Source organism: Shewanella sp. 125m-7 (genome assembly GCF_052977045.1).
The window spans coordinates 39,629-61,992 of sequence record NZ_JBRILQ010000029.1; the positions used below are offsets into that span (position 1 = coordinate 39,629).

The window sequence follows — 22,364 nt, forward strand, 5'->3', positions numbered from 1 at the left end:
AGGGTTTAGGGGAAGTATAATAATGAATAATAAGCAGATTAGACGCAGACTAATCGCCGGAATGGTGATGGGGGCTTCTTTACTGGCGCCTCAATTAGCTTGGTCTGAACAATATGCGGCTAACTTTAAAGGCACAGATATCCAAGAGTTTATCAATATAGTTGGTAAAAACTTGGATCGAACGATTATTGTCGACCCCACCGTTCGTGGCAAAATTAACGTTCGTAGTTACGATCTACTGACCGACGAGCAGTATTACCAATTCTTCCTCAATGTATTACAAGTCTATGGTTATGCCGTTGTCGAAATGGACAACAACATCATCAAGGTGATTAAAGATAAAGATGCTAAGACCGCAGCTATCCGCGTCGCCGATGATAATGCGCCTGGACTCGGTGACGAGATGGTTACTCGTATCGTCGCCCTTTATAACACCGAAGCTAAGCAGCTGGCCCCTTTATTGCGTCAGCTCAACGATAACGCTGGCGGCGGTAACGTCGTAAACTACGACCCTTCAAACGTATTGATGCTTTCAGGCCGTGCGGCTGTCGTGAACAAGCTGGTTGAAATTGTGCGTCGTGTCGATAAGCAAGGTGATACCGCCGTTGAGGTGGTAAAACTTGAATATGCTTCAGCGGGTGAAATCGTTCGTATCATAGATACCCTTTACCGTTCAACGGCTAATCAAGCACAGATGCCGGGTCAGGCGCCAAAAGTAGTGGCTGACGAGCGTATTAACGCTGTGGTTGTGAGTGGTGATGAAAAGAGCCGTGAGCGCGTGGTTAAGTTAATTAAACAGCTGGATGCCGAGCAAGCTAGCACGGGTAACACTAAGGTGCGTTACCTACGTTATGCCAAGGCGGAAGATTTAGTTGAAGTACTAACCGGTTTTGCTGAGCAACTTGTTGATGATAAGGGCGCACCACAAGGTGGCGGCAGCAAGCGTCGTAATGAAATTAACATCATGGCCCACAATGACACCAATGCCTTGGTGATCAGCGCCGAGCCAGATCAGATGCGCACCATTGAAAGCGTCATTAACCAACTGGATATTCGCCGTGCACAAGTACTGGTTGAAGCGATCATCGTTGAGGTTGGAGAAGGTGATGATGTTGGCTTTGGTATCCAGTGGGCCACGGAAGCTGGCGGTGGTACTCAGTTTAATAACTTAGGCCCAACTATTGGCGAAATTGGAGCCGGTATTTGGCAGGCGCAAGGTGAAGAAGGCTCAACGGTTTGTAATGACGGTACCTGTACTGAAAACCCTGATAGTCGAGGTGATATTACTTTACTTGCGCAAGCATTAGGTAAGGTAAATGGCATGGCGTGGGGCGTAGCCATGGGTGACTTTGGTGCGCTAATTCAAGCCGTATCGAGTGATACCAAATCAAACGTATTGGCAACACCATCAATTACTACGCTAGATAACCAAGAAGCCTCGTTTATCGTGGGTGATGAAGTGCCGATTCTGACAGGTAGTCAAAACTCAAGTAACGGTAACAGCAACCCATTTCAAACCGTTGAACGTAAAGAAGTGGGCGTGAAGCTAAAGGTCGTACCGCAAATCAACGAAGGTAGCTCGGTTAAGTTAACCATTGAGCAGGAAGTGTCGGGCATTAACGGTAAAACTGGCGTCGATGTCACTTTTGCGACTCGTCGTTTAACGACGACGGTAATGGCTGACTCGGGTCAAATCGTGGTACTAGGTGGTTTGATTAAGGAAGAAGTACAAGAGTCGGTACAAAAAGTCCCATTCTTAGGTGACATCCCCATTATTGGTCACCTGTTCAAGTCTTCTTCTAGCGGCAAGAAAAAAACCAACTTAATGGTATTTATTAAACCAACCATCATTCGTGACGGCATTACCATGGAAGGCATTGCTGGCCGCAAGTATAACTATTTCCGTGCACTGCAGCTTGAGCAGCAAGAGCGCGGCGTTAACCTAATGCCAAATACCGATGTGCCAATACTTGAAGAGTGGGATCAAGAGGCATATCTACCAGCAGATGTGAATGAAGTGCTTAACCGTTACAAAGAAGGTAAAGGTTTAGACACTAAGATGCGCCAGACTGATCCAGCGCTGAAGAGCATTTCAGAGAGTAAAGAGTCCGGTGCTGTAAAGACTGATGCTGAAACCGCGACAGATAAAGAATCTGCAGATGAGTGAGAATCAAATTCAAACTGATGAAGAGCTAGCAAAAGTATCTAATGAGCTTGGACTCGTCTCTGAAGCTGAGGCCGATTTGGTCTTCCATTCAAGCAGTAAAGAACGTTTGCCATTTGCCTTTGCACACCGTTTTAAAGTGGCATTAGCGGCTGATGATGACGGTGAATTGTCGCTATATCACGCCCCAAGTACTCCCTTGAGCGCTTTACTTGAGGTGCGCCGTTACTGCGGTAAAGAGTTACCACTGATTAAGCTTGAGGATGTGGCTTTTGAGTCACGCTTAACTCAGGCTTATCAGGCGAACTCATCTGAAGCGCAGCAGATGATGGAAGATATCGGTAATGAGATGGACTTGTTCACTCTTGCTGAAGAGTTACCACAAACGGAAGATCTGTTAGAAGGTGACGATGATGCGCCGATTATTAAGTTAATCAACGCACTCTTGTCTGAAGCGATCAAAGAAGAAGCCTCAGATATTCATATCGAAACCTACGAGAAGCAACTTGTTGTGCGCTTCCGAGTCGACGGTATTTTAAAAGAAGTCCTCAAGCCAAACCGTAAGTTGTCATCATTATTGGTATCACGTATTAAGGTTATGGCGCGGCTTGATATTGCCGAGAAACGCGTACCGCAAGACGGGCGTATATCATTGCGTATCGCTGGCCGTGCCGTTGATGTGCGTGTATCAACTATGCCTTCTAGCCATGGCGAGCGAGTGGTACTGCGTCTATTAGACAAAAACACGGGTAATTTAGATTTAGAGCAACTCGGTATGACCGAGTCTGTACGTCATAAGTTTGATGAACTAATCCGCCGCCCGCACGGAATTATTTTGGTGACCGGTCCGACAGGTTCGGGTAAAAGTACCACCTTGTACGCTGGTCTGACAGAGCTTAACTCAAAAGATACCAACATTCTGACGGTTGAAGATCCGATAGAATATGAACTTGAAGGTATTGGTCAGACTCAGGTGAATACTAAGGTCGATATGACTTTTGCTCGTGGGCTTAGGGCTATTTTGCGTCAAGATCCTGATGTGGTGATGATTGGTGAAATTCGAGATTTAGAAACCGCGCAGATTGCAGTGCAAGCCTCGTTAACTGGCCACATGGTGATTTCAACCTTGCACACCAATACAGCATCGGGCGCGATTACCCGTTTGCAAGACATGGGGGTCGAGCCTTTTCTTGTCTCTTCCAGTTTGCTCGGCGTACTCGCTCAACGTCTTATTCGTACCTTATGCTCAAGCTGTAAGGAAGAGCATGTACCGGATCATCGTGAAAGAGAGTTGTTAGGTATTACGGCAGACGATACGCGGGTTATTTTCCGCGCCAAAGGCTGCCAGGTTTGTGGTCATAATGGTTATCGTGGTCGTACAGGTATTCATGAGTTGTTGACTGTTGATGATACTGTGCGTGAACTGATCCATACGGGTCGAGGCGAGCTTGCTATTGAGAAACACATTCGTCAATTCGTACCGAGCATTCGTCATGACGGTATGAGCAAGGTGCTTGCGGGTAAAACCACCCTCGAAGAAGTGCTGCGTGTCACTCGAGAGGAGTAAGCCATGCCAGCATTTGAATACAAAGCATTAGATAAAACGGGTAAACAGCAAAAGGGTGTGGTCGAGGCGGATACCGCAAGACATGCTCGTACGCAGTTACGAGAGCAACGCTTGATGCCACTGGAAATCACACCAGTGGTTGAGAAAGAAAGTAAAGCAAAGTCATCTGGCTTGAGCTTTTTTAAGCGCGGCATATCAACTGCTGAACTGGCGTTAATTACTCGCCAGATCGCGACGTTGGTTGCCGCTGGCTTACCCGTTGAAGAAGCACTAAAGGCCGTAGGTCAACAATGTGAACAAGACCGCTTAGCCAGTATGATTATGGCGGTACGCTCACGGGTTGTCGAAGGTTATAGTCTGGCTGACTCGATGGCTGAGTTCCCGCATATTTTCGATGAGTTATACCGCGCTATGGTGGCGTCAGGCGAAAAGTCGGGCCACTTAGAAGTGGTACTGAATCGCCTTGCCGATTACACCGAGCGTCGCCAGCAACTCAAGAGTAAAATGACCCAAGCGATGATTTACCCCATCGTACTGACGGTTGTCGCCATTGGTGTTATTGCCATTTTGTTGGCTGCCGTTGTGCCGCAGGTTGTCGGTCAGTTCGAGCATATGGGGCAGGAGCTACCTTGGACGACAGAGTTATTAATTGCATCGTCTGACTTTATCCGCGATTACGGCCTGATTGTATTGGTTGCGATAGTGGGCCTGTTCTTTATTGCTAAACGCTTGTTGGTCGCGCCCAAAAACCGCATGAAATACGACAGCATGTTGCTGCGTTTACCTGTGATCAGCAAGGTGAGTAAGAGTCTAAATACGGCGCGTTTTGCCCGTACATTAAGTATTTTAACAGCAAGCTCAGTACCTCTGCTCGATGCGATGCGTATCGCCAGTGATGTTTTGGTCAATGTTAGAGTGAAAGCTGCCGTTGAAGATGCAACATTAAGGGTGCGTGAGGGAACAAGTTTAGGAACGGCGCTCGCCAACACTAAACTTTTTCCGCCAATGATGCTCTATATGATTACCTCTGGTGAAAAAAGTGGCCAGCTTGAGCAGATGCTTGAGCGTGCTGCCGACAACCAGGACCGAGAGTTTGAGTCTAATGTGACGATAGCTTTAGGGGTGTTCGAACCTATGTTAGTTGTTAGCATGGCTGCAGTGGTTCTGTTTATTGTTCTTGCTATTCTTCAGCCAATTTTGGCGCTGAATAATATGATTAGTGGTTAATGCTCACTAGCAGTTACAACGGGTTTTAACTGCGGAACTTGAGTTTTATAGTTTAAGGAATTTGTTAATGCAAACACGTAATAAGCAACAAGGTTTTACCCTATTAGAAGTCATGGTCGTTATTGTTATTTTGGGTATTTTGGCCTCTATGGTCGTACCTAACTTGATGGGTAACAAAGATAAGGCCGACCAACAAAAAGCGGTTTCAGACATTGTTGCATTAGAAAATGCTTTGGACATGTACAAGTTAGATAACAGTGTATACCCAACCACAGAGCAAGGTCTTGAAGCGCTAGTGCAAAAGCCTACTATCTCTCCTGAGCCACGTAACTACCGTGCTGACGGTTATGTAAAGCGTCTACCGCAAGATCCATGGCGCAGTGATTACCTGCTATTGAGCCCAGGTGAAAACGGTAAGCTAGATATCTTCAGTTCAGGCCCCGATGGCCAGCCTGGCACCGAAGATGATATCGGTAATTGGAACCTACAGAACTTCCAATAAGATGAATACGCCGCGAGTAAACTTAGCGCGACAAACGGGCTTCACCTTAATGGAGGTATTGCTCGTTGTTTTGCTTATGGGACTAGCAGCCACGGCTGTGACCTTAGGTATGGGTGGTGCGAGTAAAGAAAAAGCGCTTGAACGAACCGCGCTGCAGTTCATGATGTCAACTGAAATGGTGCTGGATGAGACGGTACTCAGTGGTCACTTCATTGGTATTGTGATTGAAGACACTAGCTATAAATATGTTTATTACGACGAAGGTCAGTGGAAACCGTTGGAGCAAGACAGATTGCTGGTTGAGCGTCAGATGGAACCTGGAGTCGAGTTAGTTCTGGTACTCGATGGCCTGCCTTTGGTGCAAGAAGATGAAGAGCAAGATTCTTGGTTTGATGAGCCGCTTATTGAGAAATCTGCTGACGACAAAAAGAAATTTCCAGAACCGCAAATATTGTTATTTCCCAGTGGTGAGATGAGTGCATTTGAGTTGTCTTTCGTTAGCGAAGACGAGATGAAACAAGATATTGAGGTGGTGGTGTTTGGCGATGTCCTTGGACGTTTGCGGATGGGCTTTGAAGATGAAGACGTCTTATGAGCCAGTCTAATAAACAACAAGGCATGACTTTGTTAGAGGTGATTGTGGCATTAGCGGTATTTTCGATTGCTGCAGTATCAATCACTAAAAGCTTAGGCGAGCAGATCGCTAATATGCCTATTTTAGAAGAGCGCACCATGGCGCAATGGGTTGCCCACAACCAGATGGTTGATGCTAGGTTAGACCCTAAGTTTCCCGAAATCGGCCGTAAAGACGGTCAGGTCGAACTTGCCAACCAAGACTGGTATTGGCGTAAAGAGGTCATTAAAACGACCGATGATAATTTTAGAATGATCCGTATAAGTATCAGCGATGATGAACGGTTTTCGCGAACCATCGCTGAAGTGAGCAGTTATGTGCTTAAAGCAGACTAAGCATCAACGCGGCTTTACGCTGCTAGAGATGCTAATCGCCATTGCGATTTTCGCCATGTTGGGGCTAGCGGCAAATACCGTACTCAGCACAGTGATGAAAAACGATACTGCGACTCGAGATTTTGCCGCCAAACTAAAGGCGATGCAGCAAGGCTTTGGCGTGATTGAGCGCGATTTAAATCAGATGGTCGCCCGTACTCCTAGATTGTTAGAGGGTGGCAGGGGCACCACGGTGTTTCAGACTGGCAGCAATATGCTCGATTCAGAATCTGAGTCACTGGTATTTTTTCGCTTAGGCTGGTTAAACCCTGATGGATTGCTACCACGTGGCAGCTTGCAGTCAGTCGCTTATGTGGTGATGGATGGAAAGTTAGAGCGTTGGTATTACCCTTATCCAGAGCCTGAAATTGGTGCAGAGCCGATTAAAACAGTGATTATGGATAAGGTGATTTCAGTTGAATACGCCTTTTTTGCCGATGATAAATGGGAACGTCAGACTGACGCGACGAAATTACCCAAAGCGATCGCAATGGAAATTGAGTTTGAAGACATTGGCAAAGTTCAACGTAAATTCTTAGTGCCGACGGGGGCGCTTGCTGGAAGTAATGACGACACTAGCAATGGCGGTAATGATCAGTCAGTACCCGATGGCAACCGTGATAATGGTAAAGAGCAAGATGGAAAACAGCCAGGTGAATAAGCATGCGCAATAAACAAGGTGGCGTGGCCCTTATCGTTGTGCTCTTGATTGTGGCCATGGTTGCGATTATTGCTACCAATATTACCTCGCGTAATCAGCTGTCGGTTAGGCGCACCTTGAATATGGCGCAGTATGATCAGGCCTTTTGGTACGCTATTTCCGCTGAAGAGATAGCCAAAAAAGTACTGAAACAAGATTTAGATGATGCTGACACCGTACATTTGCAACAGTACTGGGCACAGGCTGATGTCATCTTCCCTGCCGAAAAAGGTGAAATAGCGGGTAAAATTAGCGATATGCGAGCTTGTTTTAACGTTAATTCGTTATCTGCTCCCAGTGAGAAAGTAGAAAATGGTCAGCCTAAAATGCCACTACCCGCAGTGCAATTTAAAGGGTTATTGGTCGCGCTTGGAATGGATGATTTCGCTGCTGAGCGCTTAGCCCAGACCGCTAAAGATTATATCGATGAAGATCAGACTGCAGGCCCTTATGGCGCGGAAGATGCCGACTATGAGTCGCGAAATGTGCCTTATCGCGCAGCAAATACCTTGATGAGTCATAAGAGTGAGCTACGGGCTGTGATGGGATTTACCCAAGATATTTACTTAAAGCTGGCGCCTTATGTGTGCGCTATTCCGGGTAATAGCACGCAAGTGTTAAACGTTAACACAGTGCCAGTAGAGCAAGCTGCGTTAATCGCTGGCATGTTAGATAACAAGATTTCTGTTGGTGAGGCTGAAAGCATCATCAATCAGCGACCACTAGATGGCTACGATAAGATTGATGAGTTTTGGGAAAATTCATCAATCGCGTCTTTAGCGGGGGACGCTAAACTCAAGTCGAGTTTTGGTGTAACGAGTAAGTACTTTTTACTCGAAGCTGGCGCTAAAGTGGATACCGCCGTGTTTAAGTTAGAAAGTGTGTTGTACGGTGACAGTAAGAAATTAGAAGTGTTATCTCGCCAATTTGGTGGGCAAAAATAACAACAGTCCTTTAATGAGTTGAAGAGACTTGTGGAGATAAATCAGTGAGTGAAAGACTATTTATCCGTTTAGGGCAAACCGCCGAGCAGCCATGCTCTTGGTTAGTTTGGTCTGAGCAGGAGCAAGAAATTATAGGTTCTGGTGAGCTGAGTGATGCCAGTGCACTGTCAACGCTTACTGAAAGAGCGGGTCATCGAGCTGTTGAGGTATTAGTGCCAGCCTCAAGCATTACATTGACTCAAGTTGAGTTACCAGAAAAAAGCCAGCGCCAAGCGGTAAAGGCACTGCCTTTTATGCTGGAAGAGAATCTTGCGCAAAATGTCGATGAGCTGCATTTTGTTACCGGTCCGCGAGATGGCGATGCCCTGAGTATTGCCGTTGTCGCGCACGAACAGATGCAAGCCTGGATTGAGTGGCTTAGCGATGCGGGGCTGAAAGCCAAATGCATCGTACCCGACTGTTTAGCGCTGCCACTGGCGGAGTGCGACTGGGCTGCAATGACTTTCGGTAAAGAGATTTTACTGCGAACAGGCGAGGGCAGTGGCGTAAGTTTGAGCCAAAGCTGGCTTGACGTTGCGCTACCTGAGCTACTTCCGGCAACATCAAGCACGCAAACGACAGTTGCGGGTTATACCGAACTGCAATTAGCGGGCACACAAGTCAAAGTTCAACCGTTAGATCTGCCAATGCTCGTGTTAGCGAAAGGCTTGTTACATGCACCGATGAATCTACTTTCTGGTGTTTACAAGCCCAAGAAAGAATACGGTAAGCATCTAACATTATGGCGTAATGCTGGAATTGCATTCGCGGTGATTGTGGTTTTGGCGCTAGTGAATAAGGGGCTCAACATTCATCAGATGAATAGCGATGCCGATGCACTGCAGGCTCAAAGTGAGCAAATTTATAAGCAAGTGATACCAGGTAGTTCGCGGGTGGTAAACCTGCGTTCACAGATGGGAAGTTACGTGCGTACCCTTCAAGGTGGTGGCAGTGGTAGTGAGTTCTTTGTGATGCTTAGTGGTATGCGAGATGCCTTTGACCAAGTGCCTGAACTTAAACCAACGACATTGCGTTTTGATAGTAATCGTAACGAAATTCGTATGCAGGTCACAGCCAAGAATTATGAGCAGATTGAAAAGTTTAAAGAGATCATTGCGCGTTCCTACAAGCTAGATGGTGGTGCTATGAATAGCGGTGAGTCTCAAGTCACCAGCACCTTGACCATAAGGAGCAAATAAGATGGAAAACGTTAAAACCTGGTGGAATGGTCTAGTACTGCGAGAGCAGCAGATGGTTGCGGCTTGTGGTGTAGTGTTGGTCATAGGCGTCTTGTATTGGGGTGTTTGGACTCCAATCGCTAACGCAGAAGATGAAGCTGTACGTAGATTAGAGGGCCAGCAGAGCACGCTAAACTACGTTAAACAAACCGCTAATCGGATAGCAGGGCTTAAGCAAAGTGATGGTAGTAATGCATTTAGAGGCAGTTTAAGTGCGGCAGTTAACCAAACGGCGGGTGCGTTTGGTCTCACCATTACTCGTATGCAGCCTCAAGGCAATAAAATTCAAGTGTGGATGGATGAGGTTCCGTTCGACACCTTACTGAATTATTTAAATGAATTGGTGCAGAAAAAGGGCTTATCGTTAGAGAGTTTAGACTTAGCCGAGTCTGACATCCCAGGTTACGTTAATGTCCGTCGTATTCAGCTGTCGAAGTAAGGTGTTGTAGTGAAATTAGCAAAAAAGATTGCGCTGGGCTTTTTAGTCTACTTAGTATTTTTAGTGGTGCTATTTCCGGCCAGCGTTGCTGTAAAGCTGGCGCCTCTGCCAAAGAATGTGATTATTGGTGGTGTATCTGGCACGATTTGGGCTGGCAGCATCGACATGCTGAGTGTACAACAACGCCAACTGGAAATGATCAAATGGGATTTGAATGTTTGGTCCTTGCTAACGGGTACCGTCAAAGCTGATGTGGTGATTGGTAGCAGAGCCAGTGCCGTTAATGGTAAAGGTACTGTCGCTTATTCGTTTAGCGGGTTAGACATCAGTGCCTTACGATTCGAAGCGCCAAGTGGCTTCTTGTTAGGGCGCACTAACTTACCCTTTAGAACCAAAGTTAATGGCGACTTGAGTGTATTGGTCGATAATTTCGAGCAGGGCTTACCATGGTGTGAACAACTATCGGGTAAGTTATTTTTGAATCAAGTTAATGTAACTAACCAGTTCGGTAAGTACCCGTTAGGCGATATCGCGCTAGGTTTGGCATGTCTCGACGGTAAAGTTGAGCTGACGACAGATGAAAAGCTTAATGGCCTCGGTTTGGATGGCACAATTGTATTAGCCGACAAGAAGATGGTGCAAGTGAACGCTAAGATCCGTGAAGTGAACACTCAGCCTGATGACTTAAAGAAAGCGTTATCTTTCTTAGGTAAAAAGGACAGCCAAGGTTACTACCCGATCACGTATCAGGGGCGACTACCTATCTAGCGCTTATCCTGATAGGTTTTAGAGTGATTTGTATTAATGAAAAGGCGCCAACGTGGCGCCTTTGTTGTTTTTCATTTTTGTATTTGATATTTGATATTTGTTAATTGGTTCTTTATTGCGGCCAATTGTTATGCCTGCTTAATCAGCTCATCTAGCAGATAGTGGTAATCTTCAATTGCAGGGAAATCATCAAACACCTTATTAGGTTTTTGGCTATCAGGGTTAGCAATGCCTAACTGATAACCCACGCCCGCTAATTTGGCCGCTTGCAATATGGCTTCGTTATCATCAATAAACAGGCAACGGCTTGGCTGCAAATTAAACTGCTTAAATAGATGTTGCCAAAATAACGGATGTTCTTTCGGGTAACCGGTTTCGTGGCTTGAAATCATACTGTCGAGCCCTAAACCTAACTCGGTATGTTCTAATTTCAAACCTAGGTTTTTTGGGTGGGCGTTAGTCACCAAAATACGCTGTTTTCCGGCATGTTTAAGCGCATCCAAAAACGGCATGCTGTCTTGGCGTAACTGGATCCGCTCAACCAAAGTGCGGTGTAACGCCATAATGTCGAGCCCCATCTGTTGTTGCCAGTAATCGAGGCAATACCAATTTAATGTACCTTCTACATCTCTATAGCATCGTTCGACCCAGTCGCCAGCCTCTATGATGGAGATATTTCGCTGCTCGCTAAGTACCTTAGGGATCAGCTGCACCCAAAAGTGATTGTCGAAATGCAGGTCCAGTAAAGTCCCGTCCATATCGAGTAAAACTGTGTCAATTTCGTTCCATGGAAACATAGTTACGCGATCCTAGAAAATTCATGTTGTAGATTGGTTCAACAATAGTAAGATTATACTGAATTAAATGACAAGTCGGCAGCGGCACTGGGATGTGTATGACGAAAAAGAATGAGAAACCGGAAATTTTGCACGCTGAAGTCGTTGCAAGGAGTCGACTGTTCCAGATTGAACAAGTGCACTTACGCTTTTCTAATCAAGTTGAGCGTCAATATGAGCGTATGAAAGGTAATAATCGTGGTGCAGTCATGGTTGTACCTGTGCTCAATGGTACTGAATTATTACTGGGTCGGGAATATGCTGCTGGCACCCATAGTTATGAGCTTGGATTTCCTAAGGGCTTGATCGATCCTGGTGAAGAGGCCCGTGAAGCCGCGAATCGCGAGCTTCAAGAAGAGATAGGCTATGGGGCGAGAAAGCTCACCCATTTAATGGAATTAAGCCTCGCACCAGGTTACTTTGCTAGCAAGATGCAGATATTCTTAGCAGAGGACCTTTACGAGAGTGTCCTAGAAGGTGATGAGCCGGAACCTATCGACATGGTCCCTTGGCCGTTAGCGCAATGGCAAGATCTGCTAAACGAAGAAGACTTTTCAGAGTCGCGCAGCGTAAGTGCTTTATTTTTAGCGCAAAAACATCTACAACTAAGATAGTGAAAACGACGCAAGTCATGGGTATTAGGCTGTTGGAGTAGTTATGAAGCCAGAGAATTATGTAGATCAAGTCATTGAAATCGCAACATTAGCAGGCAATAAAATTCGTGATATTTATCAGAAAGGTGATTACGAGCGCGAGATAAAATCTGATAATACGCCTGTGACCTCTGCAGATCTCGCCGCCCATGAAATCATTACCAATGCGCTTAAAGCGCTGACACCAGACATTCCCGTGTTATCAGAAGAAGATGCGGAGATCCCGTTTGCTGAGCGTTGTGATTGGCCGCGGTATTGGTTGGTCGACCCACTCGATGGTACCGGTGAGTTTATTGCTGGCAGCGGTGATTTCTCCGTGATTATCGCGTTAGTTGAGCACAATCGTCCTATTCTCGGGGTCGTTTATGTGCCGATGACAGAGGTCTGTTACTACGGTATTGCGGGCTTAGGCTCCTACAAACGCAAAGATGGCGCTGAAGTACGTATAACCAGTAAGCAATTGACTAAAGATTCTGAAGCATTGCGTTTAGCGGTCAGTCGTCGCCAAGATCCCAAGTCGGTAATTAAGCTATTTAATCAAGATAAGCACTGTGAGCTGGTAGTATTAGGTGGCGCGGCGCTTAAGAGTTGCTTAGTGGCTGAAGGCCGAGCAGATTGCTATGTGCGTATTGGTCCAACGGGTGAATGGGATACTGGTGCCGCGCAGATTATTGTTGAAGAGGCGGGTGGTCAGATCATGGATCTTAATCTACAGCCGCTGACTTACAATGAGCGAGAAAGCTTAGAAAACCCTAATTTTATCGTGGTTGGTGCGCCAGCACTTGAGTGGGATCAGATCCTTATCAATGAATGATACAAGGCTAATTTCAATCGCGTGTAAGCAAGATCTTGCCGCGATTGATGCACTTGAGCAGCAATGCTTTGCTGGGCATTGTTATCCGGACTTTTTCTTCAGACAAGCGTTGGACTGCTGGGCAAATGGCTTTTTAGTAGCAAAAGATACTAATGGAAAAATGCTTGCTTACTTGTTGGCGTCAACGAGTGGTAAGCCTGATACCAACTGGATCTTATCGGTTGCAGTCGCGGAAGATGCCAGAGGCCAAGGCGTTGGTACTCAGCTCATCTCACACCTGTTAGCGACGCTGCCAAATGAGGTTAATCAAATCAATTTAACCGTAGCACCTGATAACCCGGCTAAAGATCTGTATTCACGTATAGGCTTTCGTGAACAAGATTTTGAAGCCGATTATTTTGGTGAAGCTGAGCCTAGGTTGCTCATGACCTATCATAAACCGGTTCACACCTCAGGCTGATGCTATTTAGCCGACGTTTTTTACCTTACTTCGTGACTCAATGCCTAGGGGCATTGAATGACAATGTATTTAAAAATGTGCTGCTGCTCTTGGTCACTTATTCACAACTTGATGAGTTACCGATAGATGTAAATCTATTTGTGAATATGGCCGCAGGCTTATTTATCCTACCTTTTTTACTGTTTTCAGCCCATGCAGGGCAGATTGCCGACTATGTTGATAAGGCTGTATTAATCCGCAGGCTTAAGTTTCTCGAACTCATTATCATGTCTGTGGCAATATTTGCCATCCTGAGCCATAGCTATCTCGTCATGTTGCTATTGCTGTTTTTGACTGGTGTGCAGTCGGCCTACTTTGGTCCAGTGAAATACTCATTGCTCCCAAGAGTGTTAGATAGCAGCGAGTTGGTGTCTGGTAATGCTTGGGTTGAGATGGGGACCTTTCTTGCTATTTTAATCGGCACCATTTCGGCGGGGCTGATTGTAGCGAGTCATAATGCGACTTATTGGGCCGCCGCCAGTGTGTTTATCTTAGCGTTAATTGGCATGGTAACAAGTTGGTTTATCCCAAGTATTGAGCCTCATTCTACTGCTAAGCCTAAGTTTTCTATTGTGTCAGCGACAATGCAGAATATTAAGAAAGCGCGCCAATCAGAGGGGATCTGGATGGCGATTTTGGCGATTAGCTGGTTCTGGTTTGTCGGCGCGACTTATTTAACCCAGTTTCCAAACTTTGCCCGTATTACTTTAAATGCAGATCCAACAGTGGTGTCGTTATTGTTACTGCTTTTTTCGGTCGGTATTGGGGTGGGCTCTTTTGTATGCGAGCGCTTATCTTGTCGACAAGTCGAGCTAGGAATAACGCCACTAGGCCTGGTTATACTGGCTAGTTTCGGTATCGATCTGTATTTCTCTCTGCCTGAACAGGCTGTACTTAGCCAGTTATATAACTTGTATAGTTTTACTGATGAGAGCGCTCATTACCGCTTAATGCTTGATCTATTTATGATTGGCGTGGGAGGTGGACTGTTTATCGTGCCGCTATACAGCTATATTCAGGCGCGAGCGAAAGAGGGTGAATGCGCGCAAGCAATTGCCTGTAATAATATTATCAATGCCCTATTTATGGTGAGCTCTGCGCTATTTGCCATGCTGGCATTGAATGTATTGCAGTGGCCCATAGAGCGATTGTTTCTAGTATTGGCTAGCGCAAATCTGCTTGTGTTTGGCTATTTACTCTGGCGCTGGCCCGAACTGTTATTAAGCCTTATTAGCTACTATATTCGCAGAGTCAGGCTTACGGCAGAGCTGGTTGATACAGATGGACTGCACAGGTCTCCTCGGCTGTTAGTTGTCGTTGAACAAAGGTCTTGGCGTCACTTAGCGGTCGTTTTCGGCAGTTTTAGTCATCCCATGATGTTTGCGCCAACTGTTTATCAAAAAGCGACTAATCATGGCCTTGTTAGTTGGGCGTTATCTAGACTAACTTGGTATGCAGAACGTCATAACGATATTGATAGCGTCATTTGCGTGGATGAGCGCTCAGTCAAAGCATTTAAAGCGCGTGCAGAGTTTGCTGATTTTAAGGTCGTGCTAGTTAAATTTGATGCTATTAAAGGCAGGGGGCTGAAGTTCGAAATAATCCCATTAGCTGCCGTTGATGTGGAGCTAATGGGATGAAGTTAAAGGTTATACTGATTGATATTAGTGGTTATCTAGCCATTGATGCATTGCTTGATGATCACCTTTGAAGATGATGCGTTCGGCCTTTTTATCAATTTGATATTGATACATTGGGTCGTAGTATTTTACCAATAATAATTCAATCCACTCTAAGTGGGCACTAGTATCGTTTTGACTCATCTGGATATTTAGCGCGTTAGTGATGATTGCTTGAAACTCATCGTGCTGCTTGTTACCTAGGCGTTTTTTGATACCAGTGATGCTCAGTGCTAAGTATTGGGCAAATGCTTCAAGGCCCGCTTCTTCACCTAGTCTTTGAATATAGCCAGAGTGCATCTTGTGCACGTATTCATTAAGCAGGCGTGCCAGTCTTGCATCTAAAGCCTCTTCAAGTACCAATACGCTAGCTGATTGCATCCCAGCATAAAATGCCTGGGGCAAGGCAGAGCGACCAATCAGATAACTCTCATCTTCAAGTAGTAAGTGCTTGGCATCACTGTCTTGGTGCTTTAATAGCGCGATAGCGAGTGCGTTCTCGAAGTTAATCTGGCTGGGTTGTGGTTCATGGTAGCGGCCAAAGCTAGAGCCTCTATGGTGCGCAAGCCCTTCTAGATCAACAGCTTCTTTACGGTCGAGTAAAAAATCTGTTTTACCACTGCCGGTAATGCCACTTAAGATCAGCATGGGCTTGATGCTAGCCGCTTCATCGATTGTTTCAATTAGAAACTGGCGCATGGCTTTGTAGCCGCCTTCGATAAACGGAATATCAAGGCCTGCTTCTTTTAACCATTGCTGTGTCAGTTGCGAGCGAAGGCCGCCACGAAAACAATACAAGTAGCCATCAGGATTATCGCTGAAGAATTTTAGCCAAGCATCGACTCTTTGCTGCTTTATGTCACCGTGGACCAGTGAATGACCGAGTTTGATTGCCGCTTCTTGACCGCGTTCTTTGTAGCAAGTGCCTACTAACTTACGCTCCTCATCCTCCATCAGAGGATGGTTAACGCTGGCAGGAAAGGCGCCTTTTTCAAACTCTACCGGTGCGCGCGCATCCATTATTGGATGATCGTTAACGAGTATTCGACGATATTCGCTGGCACGCACTTTATTGAGTGACATTAAATAAGCTCCACTGTGCTAGTCGCACTTTTCTCAACGAGCTGGCCGATGCAGATAGGTTCGATACCATTGTCAGAGAGCAATTTTTGCAAGACTGCCTCGCCTTCGCTAGCAACCGCAATGAGTAATCCGCCACTGGTCTGTGGGTCGCAAATAATCGCTTTTTGCTCGTCAGTTAGCACGGGTAAGTGCTCACTATAACTATCAAAATTTCTGTGTGTGCCACCAGGAATACATCCCAACTCTAAGTAGTGACGAGCATTAGGGAGTAGAGGTAACAAGCCAATATCAATTTTTGCATTTAAGTCTGCACCATGGCACATCTCAAGCAAATGACCCGCAAGCCCAAAGCCAGTAACGTCAGTTAATGCGTTGACTTGTGTGATTTTAGCAATCTGAGGGCCAAGAATATTGAGCTGACACATGGCTTCTGCAGCCGTGTTTAAGTCTGCATCGGCTAGTTTTTTCTGCTTCTGCGCTGTGGTTAAAATACCAATGCCTAAAGGCTTGGTTAAATAAAGCATATCACCCGCTTTCGCAGTATCGTTTTGCTTAAGCTCTTCTAGTGGGATTTGGCCGGTGACGGCTAAACCAAAAATAGGCTCTGGCGAGTCGATACTGTGGCCGCCAGCGAGCATGATACCTGCGTCTGCACAGGCTTGTCGGCCGCCGTCAACAACTCGTTGTGCCACTTCTGCGGGCAGTTTATTCACAGGCCAGCCTAGAATCGCAATGGCCATCATAGGTGTACCACCCATGGCATAGATATCGCTAATGGCATTGGTCGCTGCAATTCGCCCAAAGGTAAATGGGTCGTCTACAATCGGCATAAAGAAGTCTGTGGTACTAATAATACCAGTGGTTTCGTTAAGCTTATAAACGGCTGCGTCATCACGGGTCTGGTTACCCACCAGTAGATTCGGGTCATCAAATACAGGTAGCTGAGTGGCGAGTATGGTGCCAAGTACTTTGGGTGAGATTTTACAGCCGCAACCGGCGCCGTGACTATACTCGGTGAGTTTAATTTCTGAATCTGACATGAGCTTAAAACGCCCTGAAAATGGTAAGTAGCCGATCATAATAGACCCATAATGGGGGGACTTCAATCGGCCTCTAGTACAAGTTGCGACTTGAATCTTGTCCTTAAGGGGGTTATTGACTGCGTCTGGTTAATCCTAGCCAATATAAATAAGAAAGACCGCGATAATTGCGGTCTTCGTTATTTTATCAACTAAAGCTAGCAGTCAAGTTATGCCAGCTTTTTTGCTGCTGTTTAAAGCGTTGTTTTAACTCTTTTACTTGCTTAAGCAAATGCTTGTCGGCCAGCTGTTTACGCTTAGCTTCAATTAAGACCTTTTTAGCATCGTAATACTCAACAAGGTGAGTTTTCAGCATTTCGTATTCGGCTTGCAACTTGTCGATGATTTCTTCGCTATTAGGCAAATGAGCGACTTTATTTTGAGTACGCTTTAATTGCATTTGCAGGCGAGCGTGTTCAATTCGCTCTTGTGGCACCACGCGGCGACTATCTGCGAGCCCCATCCAAGCCAAGCCGTTAATCAGCCACTTAGTTGGATCGTATTGCCACCAATGAATGCCATTACGGTAGTCGTTTTCAAAAATATGATGATAGTTATGGTAACCCTCGCCATATGTCAGCAGGGCTATAAAGGCGTTATCACGGGCGGTGTTTTTATCAGTGTAAGGTTGCGAGCCCCAGATATGTGCCAACGAGTTAATGAAGAAGGTGCAGTGGTGCACAACCACTAAGCGTAGCAGTCCGGCTAACAGTAACATGCCAAGAATATCGCCGTTGAGCCAACCCAACAGAATAGGTAAGCCAAAGTTCATTATAAGCAGCAATGGTAGGTAAAATTTATGCTGCCACATCACAATTTTATCATTCTGCAGATCGCGAACGTTTTTGTAATCATGGTAACGCTGTGACTGGTATTCTCGTAGCATCCAGCCTATGTGGCTATACCAGAAGCCCATTTTGGCAGAGTAGGGGTCTTTATCGTTGTTATCGACATGCTTATGATGCACTCGGTGATCAGAAGACCAGTGTAATGCACTGTTTTGTAGTGCTAATGCGCCACCAAGAGCGTAGAGAAATCGAACCGAAGCGTGAGCTTTATAGGTACGGTGGGACCAGAGTCTATGGTAGCCACCAGTGATGGATAGCCCGCTAGCAAAAGCGAGAGCTACGAAGGCGACCCATTCAATGGCATCAAAGCCATGAGCGATACCGTACCAAGGCACGAATATTACAGCGCAGGCAAATGTGATGGTAAATAGACTCACATTCATCCAGATGATAGGAGGTTTTTTCATTATAGTTTTAAATCTCTTATTGAGCGTACATCTGTACGCTAATTTAACTTGGATAGTGAACTGGGTCAAGTTTGTAGATGCTGCGTTTTGTATTAAAAAGCGGTATTATTCATGGAATAATTTTCGTAAGTAGGTTCAACATGGGCATTAGAGCACAACAAAAAGAAAAGACTCGGCGGGCACTTGTCGATGCAGCGTTTAATCAATTAAGCGCTGAACGTAGCTTTTCTAGTCTGAGTCTGCGCGAAGTCGCCCGTGAGGCAAATATTGCTCCAACATCTTTTTATCGCCATTTTAAAGATATGAATGAGCTAGGTTTAACTATGGTGGATGAAGGTGGCTTAACGCTAAGGCAATTAATGCGTAAGGGCCGTCAACGAGCGGAAGCCGGTGGTAGTGTTATCCGCATTTCGGTTGAAACCTTTATGGAAGTGCTTGAATCTAATCCGAACGTATTTCGTATTTTACTGCATGAACGTTCAGGTACATCGGCTCCTTTTAGGGGAGCGGTAGCACGTGAGATTGAACATTTCATTTCTGAATTAGCCCATTACACTGAAGCGACCGCAAATCGCTTGCCTGAATTGGCGCATGCGCAGGCAGAAGCGTTAGTGACTTTAGTATTTAATGCGGGCGCAGCTGCACTCGATATGAAGCGTGCCGATCGCAAGATCCTTGCTGACCGCTTGATTATTCAATTGCACATGATTGCCAAAGGGGCGGATGCCCTGCAAAACAAGAAAGAGCAAAAGTAACTTACTATCTATTTCAGTAAAACGGCATCCCAAAGGATGCCGTTTTTTTGTATTTGTTCGTCTTATCAGATGTTATTTCTTTTCAAGAAAAACACCCGATTCCATATGTTCGGTATAGGGGAACTGATCAAATAGCGCAAACCGCGTGATCTTATGGGTCTTGCTTAGTTCCGTTAGGTTATCGAGTAAGGTATGTGGATTACATGAGATATAAACAATACGCTCATAACCTTGTACCAGTTTTACTGTATCTGCGTCTAGGCCAGCACGTGGTGGGTCGACAAAAATGGTATTACAGTTATAACTGTCTAAATCGATACCTTCTAAACGTCTAAAGCTACGCTTCTTCGCCATGGCTTCAGTGAAGTCCTCGGCAGACATACGGATGATCTGCAGATTTTCGACCTGATTTACCTTGATGTTGTATTGTGCTGATTCAACCGATGGTTTTGCCAATTCAGTAGCTAACACGCGGTCGAAGTTTTGTGCCAAGGCAATAGAGAAATTGCCATTCCCACAGTAAAGCTCTAATAAGTCACCGCGACTGTTTTTGGTAACATCAATCGCCCACTCAAGCATTTTGACTGATACTTTACCGTTAGGTTGAGTAAAGCTATTCTCAATCTGGTGGTACTGTAATTGCTTACCTGCAACATTGAGCGACTCAACCACAAAGTCTTTATCAAGGATGATCTTCTGCTTACGGGCGCGACCAATCAAATTGACGTTAAACTGGGTGCTTAGTGTTTGCTTTAGGATCTTGGCTTGCTGCTCCCATTCACTATCTAGCTGCTTATGATAAAGCAGTGATACTAAGATCTCGCCACTTAGGGTTGATAGGAAATCTATCTGGAATAATCGATGGCGTAAGATAGTGTTTGGCTTTAATAGTTCGACTAAAGCAGGCATCATTTTATTAATCAGCTCGCTGGCAGGCAAAAACTGATCACAACGAACTTTGCTATCCAGTTCTTTATCGAACATATAGTAATAGAGGTCTTCGCCTTCATGCCAAACTCTAAACTCTGCACGCATACGATAATGTGCTGGCTCAGAGCTGAACGCTTCAAGTTCCGGCGTATCAAAATCAGCAAATAACTGCGTTAACTTGACGCGCTTCGCCTCGAGTTGCACATCATAGGTAGTAGGATCCATTGCTGCTAAATTCATATTTTGATTACCGTAGGCATTAAATTAGGGGCGGAATATTATACTAGATTGAACGGATGTCCAGTTTCTAACTTCCGATTTTATCTAGCATGTGGGAAAATTCTAAAGCAAAATAGCTAATTCTGCTGATAATCGAGCATTACAGCGGCTTCATTTATTCATATAGACATGACTTTTACCTTATAGCGGAGAATACTTTTGTCTGGACCTATTCTTATTTTTGATTCGGGGGTTGGTGGTTTATCTATTTTCGATGAGATTAGAAAAGTATTACCCGACCAAGGATATTGCTATCTATTCGATAATGCCCGTTTACCTTATGGTGAGCTCGAAGAGTCGGTCTTAATCGAGGGGTGTGTTGAGCTCATCTGCGAGCAAGTAAAGCGAACTAAGGCCGTACTTGTCGTCGTCGCCTGTAACTCTGCCAGCACTTTGGTGCTTCCAGGTTTGCGAGAGCGTCTTTTAATCCCAATTGTAGGAGTTGTTCCTGCAATCAAGCCCGCGGCATTGATTTCAAAGACTCGACACATAGGCTTACTAGCGACCCCAGGTACAATTAAACGCTCTTATACAAGAGAGTTAATTGAAGAGTTTGCTGGTGATTGTGAGGTCGACCTGTTTGGATCGTCGGAGCTCGTAATGATAGCTGAGGCCAAGCTTGCGGGTGAAAGCCTAGATTTTATTAAGTTAGAGTCGGAGCTAAAGGCAATTCAAAACACTAATTTGGATACACTGGTATTAGGCTGTACTCATTTCCCTATCATAGCGGATGAAATCGGGCAGATATTGGGTTCGGGAGTCAAGTTACTAGACTCAGGTAGAGCAATAGCACAAAGAGTGGTTTATTTACTTGATAGCATAGCGGCGGCTAAATTAGATAATAGTGCAGGGGAGTTAATAGCTATATATACGACTGAAAATATTACATCGGGTTTAGCAACCAGACTAGCCGAAAAAGGATTCACTACTATAGTGTCACGTTCTTCAGCTAATCTAGGTTAGCGATACATCTCTAAGCGTTGTCGCCTTTTTCTGAATCTTGCGATTTTGCTTCACGTACCTTCAAAGTTCTTTCTTGGAAGTCGAACTCATTTAGTTTAGTCATTGCTTTCTTAGCACCAGCTTCTGACATTTCAATGAATCCAAATCCTTTACGACGTCCAGTTTTACGGTCGCGAACTAAACGGACAGAGTTTACTGGGCCAAATTCGCCAAATAACGCTTTAACTTCACCTTCATGTACACGATAAGGAAGGTTGCCAACATATAGTGTCATTGTTGGACCGCTATATGGTTCGTTGCTGTTAGTTGTTGAGGCAGGCGTTTTAGATTGAAGAGAAAAAATAACGCTCGCGATAATAGCACCAGTAAAGAAAGCGATGGCACCGTTTAGGTCTGGTGCTATCTGAAAAATAGCGAGTGCACCTACAATGGCCACGGCCAAGACGATCAAGAATGACTTCTGCATAAATATAATCTCTAAAGAGTTAATAAATGAATTGATAACTAACTGTTAATAACAGGACTATGGTAATGAATTATTAGCCAATACTCTAGTGTGTTGCTGAAAAAATGAACTTTATCTATAATCTAGTGCTTTATTGGTTGATAACTGAGCGTTAAAAGTGCAACAAATGAGCGGAGAATGACGCTTTGTTGAAAAGATAAGCAAGCAAACAAATGCTGAGTAAAAAGCGCTTGCGCTCAGAACAAATCCACCTATAATGCGACCCCACTGACACGGCAAAGCAGGCAATTAGCCTAGCATGCAGCGTTAGAGAGGTTAAGTTCTACGGAAAGTAGCCTCAGGTGACAAACGCTTTAAGAGCTTCGGGTTTTGATTTGCGCACTAGCGATTAATAAATCACCGCTTGAAAAACTTCTTAAAATAAGCGCTTGACGCCGCCACTGGAGAGTGTAGAATACGCCTCCTCAGCCAAACGAC

General features: G+C 45.2%; 23 protein-coding genes. 17 read left to right on the forward strand and 6 right to left on the reverse strand.

From position 1 onward, the window contains the following. Nucleotides 1-22: 22 nt before the first annotated feature. The 11 genes from gspD to ACVBIL_RS13855 all read left to right on the forward strand — a co-directional run bounded on the left by gspD (nt 23) and on the right by ACVBIL_RS13855 (nt 10,596). Nucleotides 23-2,167, forward strand: coding sequence for a type II secretion system secretin GspD (gene gspD, locus ACVBIL_RS13805; protein WP_447167546.1), 2,145 nt, complete (start codon nt 23-25; stop codon nt 2,165-2,167). Then, nucleotides 2,160-3,731 carry a type II secretion system ATPase GspE gene (gene gspE, locus ACVBIL_RS13810; RefSeq protein WP_447167547.1) on the forward strand — a complete coding sequence of 524 codons (1,572 nt, stop codon included), beginning with the start codon at nt 2,160-2,162 and terminating at the stop codon, nt 3,729-3,731. The genes gspD and gspE overlap by 8 nt, the downstream gene beginning before the upstream one ends. 3 nt (nt 3,732-3,734) lie before the next feature. Continuing rightward, on the forward strand, nt 3,735-4,958 hold the full coding sequence (gspF, locus tag ACVBIL_RS13815) for a type II secretion system inner membrane protein GspF (protein WP_447167548.1): 1,224 nt from the start codon (nt 3,735-3,737) through the stop codon (nt 4,956-4,958). Between the two features lie 67 nt (nt 4,959-5,025). After that, nucleotides 5,026-5,460 (forward strand): type II secretion system major pseudopilin GspG, encoded by a 435-nt coding sequence (gene gspG / locus ACVBIL_RS13820; RefSeq protein WP_447167549.1) that lies wholly within the window; start codon nt 5,026-5,028, stop codon nt 5,458-5,460. A 1-nt stretch (nt 5,461) separates the two neighbouring features. Further along, nucleotides 5,462-6,055: a type II secretion system minor pseudopilin GspH gene (gene gspH / locus ACVBIL_RS13825; RefSeq protein WP_447167550.1), complete on the forward strand. Its 594-nt coding sequence runs from the start codon at nt 5,462-5,464 to the stop codon at nt 6,053-6,055. Next, nucleotides 6,052-6,429 carry a type II secretion system minor pseudopilin GspI gene (gspI, locus tag ACVBIL_RS13830; protein ID WP_447167551.1) on the forward strand — a complete coding sequence of 126 codons (378 nt, stop codon included), beginning with the start codon at nt 6,052-6,054 and terminating at the stop codon, nt 6,427-6,429. The genes gspH and gspI overlap by 4 nt, the downstream gene beginning before the upstream one ends. After that, the gene (gspJ, locus tag ACVBIL_RS13835; RefSeq protein ID WP_447167552.1) at nt 6,410-7,129 is read left to right on the forward strand and encodes a type II secretion system minor pseudopilin GspJ; all 720 of its coding nucleotides are present in this window, start codon (nt 6,410-6,412) and stop codon (nt 7,127-7,129) included. Before gspI ends, gspJ begins: the two co-directional genes overlap by 20 nt. Nucleotides 7,130-7,131: 2 nt before the next feature. Beyond that, entirely contained in the window at nt 7,132-8,112 is a 981-nt protein-coding gene (gene gspK / locus ACVBIL_RS13840; protein ID WP_447167553.1) for a type II secretion system minor pseudopilin GspK, read from the forward strand. 44 nt (nt 8,113-8,156) lie between these two features. Further along, nucleotides 8,157-9,350, forward strand: a complete 1,194-nt coding sequence (gene gspL / locus ACVBIL_RS13845; RefSeq protein WP_447167554.1) for a type II secretion system protein GspL — start codon at nt 8,157-8,159, stop codon at nt 9,348-9,350. Nucleotide 9,351: 1 nt separating this feature from the next. Next, a complete protein-coding gene (locus ACVBIL_RS13850) occupies nt 9,352-9,828 on the forward strand; it encodes a type II secretion system protein M (protein ID WP_447167555.1) in 477 nt (158 codons plus the stop codon). Between the two features lie 9 nt (nt 9,829-9,837). Continuing rightward, on the forward strand, nt 9,838-10,596 hold the full coding sequence (locus tag ACVBIL_RS13855; protein WP_447167556.1) for a type II secretion system protein N: 759 nt from the start codon (nt 9,838-9,840) through the stop codon (nt 10,594-10,596). A gap of 128 nt (nt 10,597-10,724) precedes the next feature. Here the strand turns inward: ACVBIL_RS13855 and yrfG are convergent, their stop codons facing one another. Continuing rightward, a complete protein-coding gene (gene yrfG, locus ACVBIL_RS13860; protein WP_447167557.1) occupies nt 10,725-11,393 on the reverse strand; it encodes a GMP/IMP nucleotidase in 669 nt (222 codons plus the stop codon). 98 nt (nt 11,394-11,491) lie between these two features. Here yrfG and nudE point away from each other — a divergent pair, with 98 nt between their 5' ends. From nudE to ACVBIL_RS13880, 4 genes are read left to right on the forward strand one after another with little or no spacing between them, the layout of a single operon-like run. Further along, on the forward strand, nt 11,492-12,046 hold the full coding sequence (nudE, locus tag ACVBIL_RS13865; RefSeq protein ID WP_447167558.1) for an ADP compounds hydrolase NudE: 555 nt from the start codon (nt 11,492-11,494) through the stop codon (nt 12,044-12,046). A 43-nt stretch (nt 12,047-12,089) separates the two neighbouring features. Then, nucleotides 12,090-12,899, forward strand: coding sequence for a 3'(2'),5'-bisphosphate nucleotidase CysQ (cysQ, locus tag ACVBIL_RS13870; RefSeq protein WP_447167559.1), 810 nt, complete (start codon nt 12,090-12,092; stop codon nt 12,897-12,899). Next, nucleotides 12,892-13,359, forward strand: a complete 468-nt coding sequence (locus ACVBIL_RS13875; RefSeq protein WP_447167560.1) for a GNAT family N-acetyltransferase — start codon at nt 12,892-12,894, stop codon at nt 13,357-13,359. The genes cysQ and ACVBIL_RS13875 overlap by 8 nt, the downstream gene beginning before the upstream one ends. Beyond that, nucleotides 13,359-15,038 (forward strand): MFS transporter, encoded by a 1,680-nt coding sequence (locus ACVBIL_RS13880; protein ID WP_447167561.1) that lies wholly within the window; start codon nt 13,359-13,361, stop codon nt 15,036-15,038. Before ACVBIL_RS13875 ends, ACVBIL_RS13880 begins: the two co-directional genes overlap by 1 nt. A gap of 24 nt (nt 15,039-15,062) precedes the next feature. Here ACVBIL_RS13880 and mnmH read toward each other — a convergent pair whose 3' ends face one another. The 3 genes from mnmH to ACVBIL_RS13895 all read right to left on the reverse strand — a co-directional run bounded on the left by mnmH (nt 15,063) and on the right by ACVBIL_RS13895 (nt 18,494). After that, nucleotides 15,063-16,160, reverse strand: a complete 1,098-nt coding sequence (mnmH, locus tag ACVBIL_RS13885) for a tRNA 2-selenouridine(34) synthase MnmH (protein WP_447167562.1) — start codon at nt 16,158-16,160, stop codon at nt 15,063-15,065. Next, the gene (selD, locus tag ACVBIL_RS13890; RefSeq protein WP_447167563.1) at nt 16,160-17,200 is read right to left on the reverse strand and encodes a selenide, water dikinase SelD; all 1,041 of its coding nucleotides are present in this window, start codon (nt 17,198-17,200) and stop codon (nt 16,160-16,162) included. The genes mnmH and selD overlap by 1 nt, the downstream gene beginning before the upstream one ends. Before the next feature lie 187 nt (nt 17,201-17,387). Then, nucleotides 17,388-18,494 carry an acyl-CoA desaturase gene (locus tag ACVBIL_RS13895; protein WP_447167564.1) on the reverse strand — a complete coding sequence of 369 codons (1,107 nt, stop codon included), beginning with the start codon at nt 18,492-18,494 and terminating at the stop codon, nt 17,388-17,390. A gap of 140 nt (nt 18,495-18,634) precedes the next feature. Here ACVBIL_RS13895 and fabR point away from each other — a divergent pair, with 140 nt between their 5' ends. Beyond that, entirely contained in the window at nt 18,635-19,249 is a 615-nt protein-coding gene (gene fabR, locus ACVBIL_RS13900) for an HTH-type transcriptional repressor FabR (protein WP_447167565.1), read from the forward strand. A gap of 72 nt (nt 19,250-19,321) precedes the next feature. Here fabR and trmA read toward each other — a convergent pair whose 3' ends face one another. Then, the gene (gene trmA, locus ACVBIL_RS13905; RefSeq protein WP_447167566.1) at nt 19,322-20,419 is read right to left on the reverse strand and encodes a tRNA (uridine(54)-C5)-methyltransferase TrmA; all 1,098 of its coding nucleotides are present in this window, start codon (nt 20,417-20,419) and stop codon (nt 19,322-19,324) included. Between the two features lie 198 nt (nt 20,420-20,617). On the opposite strand from trmA, the gene murI reads away from it, so the two are divergent. Further along, entirely contained in the window at nt 20,618-21,421 is an 804-nt protein-coding gene (gene murI / locus ACVBIL_RS13910; protein ID WP_447167567.1) for a glutamate racemase, read from the forward strand. A 10-nt stretch (nt 21,422-21,431) separates the two neighbouring features. On the opposite strand, the gene ACVBIL_RS13915 is transcribed toward murI, so the two are convergent. Next, nucleotides 21,432-21,887: an RNA recognition motif domain-containing protein gene (locus ACVBIL_RS13915; protein WP_447167568.1), complete on the reverse strand. Its 456-nt coding sequence runs from the start codon at nt 21,885-21,887 to the stop codon at nt 21,432-21,434. Nucleotides 21,888-22,364 lie beyond the last annotated feature (477 nt).